Annotated in this window: 13 protein-coding genes; all 13 read left to right on the top strand. The window is 37.7% G+C overall.

Annotated features, from left to right (window positions below; genetic code table 11):
• The first annotated feature begins 198 nt into the window (after nucleotides 1-198).
• The 13 genes from hprK (at nucleotide 199) to trxB (ending at nucleotide 11,917) form a co-directional block, all read left to right on the top strand.
• Nucleotides 199-1,137: an HPr(Ser) kinase/phosphatase gene (gene hprK, locus H9636_RS14200; RefSeq protein WP_191708229.1), complete on the top strand. Its 939-nt coding sequence runs from the start codon at nucleotides 199-201 to the stop codon at nucleotides 1,135-1,137.
• A gap of 41 nt (nucleotides 1,138-1,178) precedes the next feature.
• Nucleotides 1,179-2,000: a prolipoprotein diacylglyceryl transferase gene (lgt, locus tag H9636_RS14195; RefSeq protein ID WP_191708228.1), complete on the top strand. Its 822-nt coding sequence runs from the start codon at nucleotides 1,179-1,181 to the stop codon at nucleotides 1,998-2,000.
• Nucleotides 2,001-2,045: 45 nt separating this feature from the next.
• On the top strand, nucleotides 2,046-2,681 hold the full coding sequence (gene ppaX / locus H9636_RS14190) for a pyrophosphatase PpaX (RefSeq protein WP_191708227.1): 636 nt from the start codon (nucleotides 2,046-2,048) through the stop codon (nucleotides 2,679-2,681).
• Between the two features lie 4 nt (nucleotides 2,682-2,685).
• Nucleotides 2,686-3,201, top strand: a complete 516-nt coding sequence (locus H9636_RS14185) for an acyltransferase (protein ID WP_191708226.1) — start codon at nucleotides 2,686-2,688, stop codon at nucleotides 3,199-3,201.
• A gap of 202 nt (nucleotides 3,202-3,403) precedes the next feature.
• On the top strand, nucleotides 3,404-4,561 hold the full coding sequence (locus H9636_RS14180) for an ATP phosphoribosyltransferase regulatory subunit (protein WP_191708225.1): 1,158 nt from the start codon (nucleotides 3,404-3,406) through the stop codon (nucleotides 4,559-4,561).
• 5 nt (nucleotides 4,562-4,566) lie between these two features.
• The gene (hisG, locus tag H9636_RS14175) at nucleotides 4,567-5,190 is read left to right on the top strand and encodes an ATP phosphoribosyltransferase (protein ID WP_191708224.1); all 624 of its coding nucleotides are present in this window, start codon (nucleotides 4,567-4,569) and stop codon (nucleotides 5,188-5,190) included.
• Nucleotides 5,191-5,205: 15 nt separating this feature from the next.
• Nucleotides 5,206-6,486, top strand: a complete 1,281-nt coding sequence (hisD, locus tag H9636_RS14170) for a histidinol dehydrogenase (protein ID WP_191708223.1) — start codon at nucleotides 5,206-5,208, stop codon at nucleotides 6,484-6,486.
• 1 nt (nucleotide 6,487) lies between these two features.
• Nucleotides 6,488-7,087: an imidazoleglycerol-phosphate dehydratase HisB gene (gene hisB / locus H9636_RS14165; protein WP_191708222.1), complete on the top strand. Its 600-nt coding sequence runs from the start codon at nucleotides 6,488-6,490 to the stop codon at nucleotides 7,085-7,087.
• Complete coding sequence (gene hisH, locus H9636_RS14160) at nucleotides 7,084-7,731, top strand: imidazole glycerol phosphate synthase subunit HisH (protein ID WP_191708221.1); 648 nt, start codon at nucleotides 7,084-7,086, stop codon at nucleotides 7,729-7,731. The genes hisB and hisH overlap by 4 nt, the downstream gene beginning before the upstream one ends.
• Nucleotides 7,725-8,483 carry an imidazole glycerol phosphate synthase subunit HisF gene (hisF, locus tag H9636_RS14155; protein WP_191708220.1) on the top strand — a complete coding sequence of 253 codons (759 nt, stop codon included), beginning with the start codon at nucleotides 7,725-7,727 and terminating at the stop codon, nucleotides 8,481-8,483. Before hisH ends, hisF begins: the two co-directional genes overlap by 7 nt.
• Nucleotides 8,480-9,115, top strand: a complete 636-nt coding sequence (gene hisIE / locus H9636_RS14150; RefSeq protein WP_191708219.1) for a bifunctional phosphoribosyl-AMP cyclohydrolase/phosphoribosyl-ATP diphosphatase HisIE — start codon at nucleotides 8,480-8,482, stop codon at nucleotides 9,113-9,115. The genes hisF and hisIE overlap by 4 nt, the downstream gene beginning before the upstream one ends.
• Before the next feature lie 186 nt (nucleotides 9,116-9,301).
• The gene (locus H9636_RS14145) at nucleotides 9,302-10,822 is read left to right on the top strand and encodes a tetratricopeptide repeat protein (protein WP_191708218.1); all 1,521 of its coding nucleotides are present in this window, start codon (nucleotides 9,302-9,304) and stop codon (nucleotides 10,820-10,822) included.
• Between the two features lie 147 nt (nucleotides 10,823-10,969).
• Entirely contained in the window at nucleotides 10,970-11,917 is a 948-nt protein-coding gene (gene trxB, locus H9636_RS14140) for a thioredoxin-disulfide reductase (RefSeq protein ID WP_191708217.1), read from the top strand.
• The last annotated feature ends 196 nt before the right edge of the window (nucleotides 11,918-12,113 follow it).

The raw sequence follows: 12,113 nt of genomic DNA, 5'->3' as shown, positions 1-12,113 counted from the left end.
GCACAATACAGTCACCATCTTCTTCAAGTTGCTTAAAAGCCTTTTTTAAAAATGTCCTTTACAAAGGGTACACTTTAGTTGGCTTTGTCTTTTTTATTTGTTGCGATTTCATTTAGTCAAGTATATTTTAAATACAAACTTACTCTATCATGCTAAAATAGTTACTATATGCCAGTAAAAAGGTAGGGAAGTATGCTGATGATTCAAGTAACAACAAAAGAAGTAATTGAGAAATTTAATTTAACGTTAGTAAGTGGGCATGAAGGAATTGGCCGATATATTACGACGAGTGATATTTCTAGACCTGGACTTGAAATGGCGGGTTATTTTACCCATTATCCGGCAAACCGAGTACAGTTAATTGGTAAAACAGAATTATCTTTTTTTGAGATGCTCCCAACGGAATTGAAAAAAGAACGGATGTTAAAACTTTGCTCACAAGATACACCTGCGATTATTGTTTCGAGAGGAATGGAAGTACCTAAGCAATTGATTGATGCTTCCAATGAAACAAACGTCCCAGTTTTACTGACGGACATGAAAACGACACAATTTTCAGGTAGATTAACGAACTATTTAGAAAGTAAATTAGCACCTTATGCAGCTGTTCACGGTGTTTTAGTTGATGTTTACGGAATCGGTGTATTAATCATTGGTAAGAGTGGCGTTGGGAAAAGTGAAACAGCACTGGAGCTCATTAAAAAAGGACATCGGTTAGTTGCGGATGATTGTGTTGAAATTAGACAAGAAGCTGAAAATTTAATCGTTGGAAGTCCACCGCCTCTGTTAGAGCATTTGCTTGAAATTCGAGGTATTGGAATTATCGATATTATGACATTATTCGGAGCAAGTGCGATTCGACCTTATAAACGGATTACTTTAATTATTGAACTGGAAAATTGGGACCCAGACAAAACATATGACCGTCTAGGGCTAGACGAAGAAAAAATGAAAATTATTGATACGGAAATAACAAAATTAACGATTCCTGTCCAACCTGGAAGAAACGTTTCCGTAATTATCGAAGTTGCAGCTATGAATTACCGTTTGAAAAAAATGGGAGTGAATGCGGCACAAGAATTTTCGAGAAGATTAGATGAGATGATTTCATATCAAGATGAAATAGATGATTACTAACAAAAGGGTTTAGTAGTTTTTTACTTGAGAGGGGCTTATGAATGGAACAAATATTACTAGCTATTAACCCAGTTGCATTTTCAATTGGAAGTATCGAAGTAAGATGGTACGGCATTTTAATTGCCAGTGGCATTGTATTAGCGTATATCGTTGGTCAAAGGGAAGCGGTAAAACGAGGGCTACCCGATGATTTTCTTGCCGATATGTTAATTTGGGCAATCCCCATTTCCATTATTTGTGCAAGGTTATATTATGTTGTGATGAAATGGGAATATTACGGAGCTAATCCGGAAAAAATTATTCAAATATGGAATGGTGGCATTGCCATCCATGGTGCGTTAATTGGTGCGGTTATTACTGCCTATATTTTCTGTAGAAAGCGTGGAATTAGTTTCCTAAAAGTAGCGGATATTGTTGCTCCAAGTATTTTAATTGGACAAATTATTGGCCGTTGGGGCAATTTCATGAACCAGGAAGCATTCGGTGGACCGGTTTCCCGTGAATTTTTAGAAAACTTAATGTTGCCAAATTGGATTATTGAACAAATGTATATTCAAGATCTAGGAACTTATGTACATCCGACATTTTTATACGAATCTTTATGGAATGTGTTAGGTCTCATTATTTTACTTGTATTACGCAAAGTAAATTTACAACGGGGTGAAATTTTCTTCGCATATATGATTTGGTACTCAATCGGCCGTTTCTATATCGAAGGCATGAGAACAGACAGCTTATATTTAGTTGGAGAATTACGTTCGGCTCAAGTTGTTTCAATCATTGCTATCGTTATTGGAATTGTTGCCATTGTTTATAGAAGAATGAAAGTACGTCCTGTAGTCCGCTATTTAGATCCAAAATAAATACGATCACCTTTTGTTTTAAAGTGAGTAAAGGAGCTACGAACAATGAAAGCTTTACTGTTTGACTTTGATGGAACACTATTAGATACAAATGAATTAATCTTACAAACCTTTATGCATGTTTTAGAAGAACGATTTCCCGGGCAATATTCGCCAAAAGATTGCATGAATTTTATGGGTCCGTCATTAAAAGAAACGTTTGAACAATTAACGCCAAACGAAGTAGAAGAAATGATTGCAAAATATCGACAATGGAATGAAACGCATCATGACGAATTAGTGAAAGAATTTGATGGGGTTATTCCAACTTTAGAACAATTAAAGGAACAAGGGATTCGATTAGCAATTGTTTCTACGAAAAGAAATGAAACGATTGAAAAAGGGTTGAAATTAATGGGAGCAAAACATCTATTTGAATTTTGGATTGGGACCGATGACGTGAAACGGGTAAAACCAGATCCAGAACCAGTATTGCTTGCCCTTGAAAGATTAGGCGTAAGTAAAGAGGATGCTATGATGATTGGAGATAATTATCATGATATCCAGGCGGGAAAAAATGCTGGTGTGAAAACGGCAGGTGTCGCTTGGTCATTAAAGGGAGAAGAATTCTTACAACAATTTAATCCTGATTATATGCTACATCATATGTCGGATTTATTAACGATTGTGAAGGAGTCCTAATTGTATGAGGAGAACGGAACGATATCCTGTTCAAGGTGCAAACTCATTATGGAAAGTATATAAAACGGTATCCTTTTGGAAAGTAATGAAATGTTTTATCTTTATTCAAATTGGTCGTATTACTCCGTTTATGGGGATGAAAAATTGGATATATCGTACGTTTTTACATATGAAAATAGGTGAAAAAACATCTCTAGCTTTAATGGTGATGCCTGATTCAATGTTTCCTGAAAGGATATCTATAGGCGAAAATACAATCATCGGGTATAATACGACGATTTTAGCCCATGAATATTTAATTGAAGAATATCGATTAGGCGATGTGAAAATCGGAAGTGAAGTCATGATCGGAGCGAATTCAACAATTTTGCCTGGTGTTGAAATTGGTGATGGAGCGATTGTTTCTGCTGCCACTTTAGTTCATAAAGATGTTCCAGCGGGAAGCATGGTTGGAGGAAATCCGATGCGTATTATTTATACAGCTGAACAAATGGCCGAGAGAAAAAGAAACGAAAAATAATAAAGCATCCAAAGTATTTTTTATACTTTGGATGCTTTTTCTTTATCCTATATTGCCATAATGGAATTAATACTATTTATAATAGTCAATCTATTTGAGGAGATTCATATTGACTATTAATAGAAAATTAGATAAAATACTTTCATATATTAATTCTCTAATTCTCTAGTGTATTAAAGCGAAATGATGGGAAGTGTCAAAAATGTCATCGATTAAAATGTTCGAAAAACCATTAGGAATGCGGGATACGTTCCCCATTACATACGAAAAAATAGAAGAAGTTCGACAAACAGGGCGCAAGTTTCTACGTGCCCGTGGATTTGATTTTATTGAAACACCGAGTTTAGAATACTTCGATACTGTAGGGAAAGCATCAGCGATTTATGATGCTTCATTATTTAAGTTAGTAGACAGTCAAGGTAACACGCTTGTTCTTCGTCCAGACATGACTACACCAATTGCAAGGGTGGCAACATCTAAACTATTGAAAGAAAAAATCCCATTGCGTTTAGCTTACTTTGCTAATGTTTTTCGCGCTCAACAAACAGAAGGAGGCAGGCCGGCAGAGTTTGGACAAATGGGCATTGAAATTATTGGTGATTCTTCCGTTTATGCAGATGCGGAAACGATCATTACAGCAATTCATTTAATCCAGTCCTTTGGTATTCATTCTTTTAAAATTACAATCGGCCACGCGGGTGTACTAAATTGTATTTTAAAAGATTATACAGAAAGTGTGGAGCAAGCAGAAAAACTTCGTGGGTTATTAGTGGAACGTAATTATGTAGGCTTTGAAGAAGCGGTTGAACAATTTCATTTACCAAAAACAAAGTCCGATGCGCTACTACAATTTATTGGGGAAGCGACAAATATTGTCTCAATTGAACATATTGAGAAATATGTACGCAAAAATGATGCGTTGGAATATATGCAGCAGTTAATGGAATTAGTTTCGACTGCTAATTTATCACCTTATGTAGCTTTAGATTTCACATTATCAAGTCATATGAACTATTACACGGGTATGTTGTTTGAAGTATTTGCTGAAGGTAGTGGTTTTGCCCTTGGAAATGGTGGAAGATACGATGGCTTACTTGAGTGTTTCGGAAGTGAAGTTGGCGCAACAGGCTTTGGAATTCGTGTCGATCGTCTTTTAGAAGTTTTACCGACGAAACCAACCTTAGATCAACAAGTAGCGATTATCTTTGAGGAAAGTCAATTTACTAAGGCGTTGGAGATGGCGAATCACTTCCGACAACAAGGAAAACTCGTTACAGTCCAATCAAAAAAAGGGTTATTTGATGAAGAAGCCTTTATGAAACAATTTGAAAAGGTTGTCTATGTCAGCCAGGAGGATTAAGCACAATGACTCATTTAACAATTGCGATGCCAAAGGGACGGATTTTTGAGGAAGCTTATCAAATGCTCATCGATGCAGGTTTTAACTTACCGGAAGAAGTGGAAATGTCCCGCAAACTTATGATTGAAATTCCAGAAGAAAATATACGATTTATATTAGCGAAGCCAATGGATGTCCCTGTATATGTGGAACATGGGGTAGCTGATATTGGGATTGCTGGAAAAGATGTTTTACTTGAACTAAAACGGAATGTGCATGAACTATTGGATTTGAAAATTAGCCAATGTTATATCGCTTCTGCAGGGTTACCAAATACATCCATGAATGAAATCGCACCCCGCATTGCGACGAAATATCCGAATATCGCCATGAACTACTATAAAGAAATTGGGGAACAGGTTGAAATTATTGAATTGAACGGTTCCATTGAATTGGCTCCAATGATTGGTTTAGCAGATCGAATTGTTGATATTGTCTCTACGGGGAGAACGTTAATGGAAAATGGTCTTGTCGAATATGAGCATATAACAGATGTTTCTTCGAGGCTTATTGCCAATCCGGTTAGTTATCGAATGAAAAGTGAACGTATCCAAGAAGTCGTGACACGTTTGAAAAATTTGGTCAATTAGAGAGAAGGGCTTTTTGTGAAAATAACAAAATTATCGAATGCAATATCTTTAAAACGACAATTAGAGGGCGGAAACGAACAACAGTTATTAACCGTTCGCCAAGTTTTGCAAGACGTGCGAGACTTAGGAGATGCGGCCCTTCGTAAATATAGTGAAATGTGGGATGGGATACAAGTAGAGGAGTTTCGCGTATCGAAACAAGAAATGAAAGAGGCGGTTTCCAATTTTGATCCCCAGCTTAAAAAGGATTTAGAAGAAGCTGCAGCTAACATACGATATTACCATGAAGCCCAAAAAAGAGAAGGATACAAACTTCCTTTAGAAAATGGTTCGTGGTTAGCTCAACGTATCGTTCCTTTAGATGCGGTTGGATTATATGTTCCTGGCGGATTAGCTGCATACCCATCATCAGTATTAATGAATGTTATTCCTGCTCAAGTGGCGGGGGTAGAGCGGATTGTCATTACATCCCCAGCTGGAAAAGACGGGAAGCTTCCTGAGGCGGTTCTTGTAGCAGCATCTATATTAGGCATTACTGAAATTTATAAAGTTGGTGGGGCACAAGCCATTGCAGCATTAGCCTATGGTACAGAAAGCATAGCCCCGGTCGATAAAATTACAGGACCAGGAAATATTTTCGTTGCTTTAGCGAAACGGGAAGTGTTTGGAGAAGTAGCCATTGACATGATCGCCGGTCCGAGTGAAATAGCTGTTTTAGCAGACGACACTGCTTTTCCAGACGAGATTGCTGCAGATCTTCTATCCCAGGCAGAACATGATGCTTTAGCGTGCGCTGTATTAATTACGACAAGTGAACGGTTAGCTCTAGCGGTGGCAGAGGAAGTTGAGAAACAATTAAGCAGTTTACCGAAAGAAGAAATCGCAAGAAAATCGATTGAAAACTTTGGTCAAATTTATATTGCTGACACGATGGAACAGGCTATCGAAGCTGTGAATTCCCTTGCACCGGAACATTTAGAAATTGTGACGGAGCAGGCGGAAGAACATTCGCAAAAAATTCGCCATGCCGGCGCGATATTTATTGGTAGATACAGTTCTGAGCCGGTAGGGGATTATTTTGCTGGTACGAATCATGTTCTACCGACAAATAGTACAGCACGTTTTGCCAGCGGGTTAAATGTCGATGATTTTATTAAAAGAACAAATGTTGTTTATTACACTGAAAAAACGTGGGAACAAAATGGACCGAAAATCGCGCGGCTAGCTAGAATGGAAGGTTTAGAAGGTCATGCCCGTGCCGTTGAATCCCGTGGATGGACTAAAGGAGATAAATAATATGACAAATGGAAGAGTTGCAAAGAGGGAAAGAAACACGAATGAAACGAAAATTTATGTCGAAATCAATCTAGACGGTGAAGGACAAGCGGAAGTCAATACAGGCGTTCCTTTTATGGACCATATGTTGGATCTATTTCTTAAGCACGGTTTGTTTAATGGGAAAATTATTGCCGATGGGGATACACATATCGATGACCACCATACGACAGAAGATATTGGCATCGTTTTAGGGCAAGTAATTCGTGAAGCCCTTGGTGATAAAAAAGGGATTAAACGGTATGGCAATGCTTTTGTACCGATGGACGATGCATTAGCACAAGTCGTCATTGATTGCTCTAATAGACCCCATTTAGAATTTCGCGTTGAACCGGAATTAAAACAAAAGGTAGGTACCTTTGATACAGAGCTAGTCCATGAGTTTTTATGGAAATTCGCGTTGGAAGCTCGTATGAATGTCCATGTCATTGTGCCTTATGGTCAGAATACACATCACATTATTGAAGCGATTTTTAAAGCGTTAGCAAGAGCGATTGACGATGCGGTGCAAATTGATCCAAGAGTAAAAGGAGTACCGTCAACGAAAGGGTTGTTGACATGAAAATAGGCGTGATTGATTATGGAATGGGCAATTTATTTAGCGTTGAACAAGCTTTGAAAAGACTCGATTGTGATGTCGTTGTTTCATCTGATGTTCAACAGTTAGCTACAACCGATGCCCTTATTTTACCTGGAGTGGGGGCATTTCCAGATGCAATGAAACGGTTATCGGAAACAGGGTTAGATCAATTTATAAAAGAACAAGTAACGGCTAAAAAACCGCTATTAGGAATTTGTTTAGGGATGCAATTACTTTTTGAAGAAAGTGATGAAGTGACACCGACAAAAGGGTTTGGATTTTTTAAAGGGAAAATTGTCCGCTTTTTAGGTGAAACAACTACTGGTGAGAAATATCGTGTCCCTCATATGGGATGGAATACATTAGATTTCCAATCAATTCCGAAATGGTTAGAAGGAAAAGTATTACCGGAAAATCGTTTCGTATATTTTGTTCATTCTTTTTATGGTACCGAAACGAATCCGTCCCAATTAATTGCGACTGCGGACTATTTTGATAATAAAGTGCCAGGTGTAGTACAAGCAGAAAACGTATGCGGTATGCAGTTTCACCCGGAAAAATCAGGAGACTTCGGTGTGTTTTTACTTCGCCAATGGTTACAAGGGTTGGGGGTGTCTACATGTTAACGAAACGAATCATACCTTGCCTTGATGTGAAGGAAGGTCGAGTAGTAAAAGGTGTTCAATTTGTAGAACTTCGCGATGCGGGAGATCCAGTTGAACTGGCAACATTTTATGATGAACAAGGGGCAGACGAATTAGTATTTTTAGATATTTCTGCTTCCCATGAAGGTCGAGAAACGATGGTAGATGTCGTGAGAAAGACCGCCTCTACCCTTGCGATCCCTTTTACAGTAGGGGGAGGAATTCGTACGTTAGAAGATATGAAACGCATTTTACGTGCTGGGGCGGACAAAGTTTCCGTCAATACGTCAGCGTTAGAGCGACCTGAGTTAATAAAAGAAGGATCTGATTTCTTTGGTGCACAATGCATCGTTGTTGCCATTGACGCAAGATTTTCAGAAGAAGATGGGACATGGATGGTTTATACCCACGGCGGCCGTAACAAAACAAAATGGCAAGCGATTGAATGGGCAAAAGAAGCGGTGCGTTTAGGAGCAGGCGAAATTTTATTAACGAGTATGAATCAAGACGGTGAAAAAACTGGTTTCGATTTACAGTTAACAAAAGCGGTGAGGGATGCTGTTACCGTTCCAGTTATTGCTAGTGGTGGTGCTGGTAACGCACAACATTTTGCTGAAGTACTTAAAGACGTAGATGCCGATGCAGCCCTTGCCGCATCCATTTTCCACTATAAAGAAACGAGCGTAGCAGAAGTGAAAACTTACTTGCGCGAAAAAGGAGTTTGTGTCAGATGATAGAAGGGTTAAAGTTCGATGATAAAGGTTTAATCACAGCGGTTGTTCAAGATGCTCAATCGAAAGAAGTGTTAACCGTTGCTTATATGAATGAAGAATCTCTACAAAAAACAATTGAAACAGGTGAAACTTGGTTTTATTCCCGTTCTAGACAGGAACTTTGGCATAAGGGAGAAACTAGTGGAAATACCCAAAAGGTTGTATCAATAAAAACCGATTGCGACAAAGATGCGTTAGTTGTTGAAGTGTTGCCAGCAGGTCCAGCGTGTCATAACGGAACGACTTCATGTTTTGGCGAAACGATTGTACAAAATAATCAAGTTGGTTCCGTTGACATCATTCCCTATTTGGCAGATGTTATCCGTCAACGTGAAATGGAAATGCCTGTAGGTGCCTACACGACTTATTTATTTGAAAAAGGAATCGATAAAATTTGTAAAAAAGTGGGGGAAGAGGCAACCGAAGTTGTCATTGGTGCGAAAAATCGAGATGCAGAAGAAGTAAAATGGGAAGCGGCCGATTTACTTTACCACTTATTGGTGTTATTACAAGAACAAAAAATTAATGTGTATGATGTTTTAAAAGTTTTAAAAGTTCGCCATGAAGAAAAAAGAGCGAGTACAAAAAAATAGTGGATTGAAATAACAAACTATTTAATTCGATTTTAATGACGTGATAAGTAATTGTGGTATAATGAAAATTAATTTGTCTAGGAACGTACTATTACGTTCCTTTTGCTATGTTAATAGTTCTTTTTTGCTGTTAACATCTATTGTCGTTACGCCAAGGCGTAATGAATGAAGTTCGGAGGATTTACTTTGGAAAAACAACGTCAAAAAGAGAAATTAAATAATGTTGTATCCTTTATTCCAAATGGAGATTACTATTTTAATAAAGCGCTGAAAGCTATGGATAAAGATCAAATGGATAAAGCGTATAAATATATGAAACGAGCGGCAGAGTTAAGTCCAGATGATGCCCATGTATTAATGCAATTTGGGATATTGGAAATGGATGCCCAAAACTTCGAGAAAGCATATGAATTAATCCATACAGCATATAGTTTGGACCCTAGTGAGCCTGAGCACGTATTTTTCTTAGCAGAAATTTCAGGTTGTATCGGGATGGTACGAGATGCCCAAAAATATGCTGAAATGTATTTGCAAATGGAACCGGATGGCATGTATGTCGTAGAGGCGGAAGAAATTTTGGAGTTTATTCAATATGAAGAAGAGGAAATGGATCATATTGATGAAGAGGATTCTGAGAAATTAATTGCCCAAGAGAAAGCCCGACGATTAATGGAAAACGGCCAATTTGATGAAGCAATCGAAGTTTTGGAACAATTAATCGAAACATACCCGGATTTATGGCCAGCTTATAACAATTTATCTTTAGCTTATTTCTATGTGGGAGAAACGGAACAGGCGAGGGCACTATTAAACAATGTACTCCGTGAAAGTTTAGGAAACTTGCATGCCCTTTGTAACTTAGCGGTCATTGCATATTATGAGAAAAACGAATCCGAGTTATCCGCTTTAGTCGAAATGTTAAAGAAAATCAATCCATATGATTGGGAAAATCGCTATAAACTAGGCGCTACTTTAGCATTAATTGGCGAACATGAAGTAGCTTATAAATGGCTACAAAGCATGAAAAGAAAAGGATTTCCAGGCGATGCCGGTTTTTACTTTTGGTTGGCACAATCGGCTTACTTCTCAGGTCATATCGAAGAGGGAAAAGCAGCTTGGAAGTTGTTAGTGGAAATGGATCCAACTAAGGATGGCTATGAACCATGGTTGAATGTATCGGAAGAAAATGAAGAGTCGTTAGAAAACAACCGGGAATTTATTATTGAAAAAATTAGTAGTAAATATAGTACCCATCGTATGTTTGGATTTTTCTTACTTAGTAAATCAGCTTATAAGCAAGAGATAATCGCACATCCTAAATTAATCGATCTTTCAAAGTATAGTGGCATTGAAAAATTATGCTTAGCTTATGCCCTTCAACATCAATTCACAAGTGATAATGAAACGGAGAAAAATTTTGTTCGCTCGATGGAAGTAGCGGAAGAATTATATAAAAGTTTGAATCCGATCACGTTAGAAGTGCAATACTTATTCCAAATGTGGTTTGTGTTAAGTGAGCGAGCTTTGAAAAATGATTATCCGTTTAAAAATGTAACAGCTTTAGCAGCTGCTGTGGAGTATATGTTCTTTTCAACGATTAATAGTAAAAAAGTGACGAAAAAGCATTATGCCGAAAAATATCACATTTCTGTCTCCACGTTAACGAAGTATGTGGAGGAATTGATTGACTACTTACCTTTCGACTGACAGGCAATATATTTGAAGTTAGTAGTGGAATGTCCTAGGATGAAAGATGTAAAGAACCATTTTTTACAATCGTACGTGTAAAAAATTTCGTAATACAATGAATTAAAGCGAAGGATATTTGTCGCTTTCTATAAGGAGGCTTTTCGAATGGCTGAAGAAAAAATTTATGACGTAATTATAATCGGAGCAGGACCTGCAGGGATGACAGCAGCAGTTTATGCATCCCGTGCGAATCTAGCAACGTTAATGATCGAGCGCGGAATTCCAGGTGGACAAATGGCCAATACGGAAGAAGTTGAAAACTATCCAGGTTTCGAAACCATTTTAGGACCTGAACTTTCGACAAAAATGTTCGAACATGCAAAAAAATTCGGTGCAGAATATGCTTATGGTGACGTTGCCGAAATTATTGATGGTGAAGAATATAAAGTCATTAAAGCAGGTTCAAAGGAATATAAAACTCGTTCGATTATTATTACAACGGGTGCTGAATATAAAAAAATGGGTATACCGGGTGAAAAAGAACTTGGTGGCCGCGGTGTAAGTTACTGTGCCGTTTGTGATGGTGCATTCTTTAAACAAAAGAATTTAGTCGTAGTAGGCGGTGGAGATTCAGCAGTAGAAGAAGGTGTTTACTTAACTCGATTTGCTGATAAAGTAACGATTGTTCACCGACGTGACAAATTACGTGCCCAAAAAATTCTACAAGATCGTGCCTTTGCTAACGAAAAAGTAGATTTTATTTGGAACCATACGTTAAAAGAAATTAACGAAAAAGACGGTAAAGTAGGAAGTGTAACATTAGTTTCAACAGAAGATGGTAGCGAACAAGAATTCCAAACAGATGGCGTTTTCGTCTATATCGGAATGGTGCCACTAACAGCTCCATTTAAAAACTTGGGCATTTTAAATGAACAAGGATATATCGTAACGAATGACAAAATGGAAACGTCTGTAAATGGTATTTTTGCTGCAGGAGATGTTCGTGAAAAAATGCTACGTCAAATTGTAACAGCTACTGGTGATGGTAGTATCGCAGCTCAATCGGCACAGCATTATGTTGAAGAACTAAAGGAAAAAATTGGACAGAAGTAATGTGCTTTTAATTTTCCTGTAACTTCCTTGCAATAAAGAATATGTATAATTGGGGGTATAAACTTTGACCCCCTTTTTTTAGTATTTTAGTTGCTTCCGTTTAGTTGGAAGCAACTTTTTTTTGTTATTTGAATATAGCATGAAATCTATTTTTTAAACGTATTATTTTGTAAGGTAGTCCCTATAGAAGGTATAA

This window comes from Ureibacillus galli (genome assembly GCF_014836845.1).
In the GTDB taxonomy this organism is placed as follows: domain Bacteria; phylum Bacillota; class Bacilli; order Bacillales_A; family Planococcaceae; genus Ureibacillus; species Ureibacillus galli.
The sequence above is the reverse complement of the archived record's forward strand: the minus strand, read 5'-3'. Positions and strand labels throughout refer to the sequence as shown.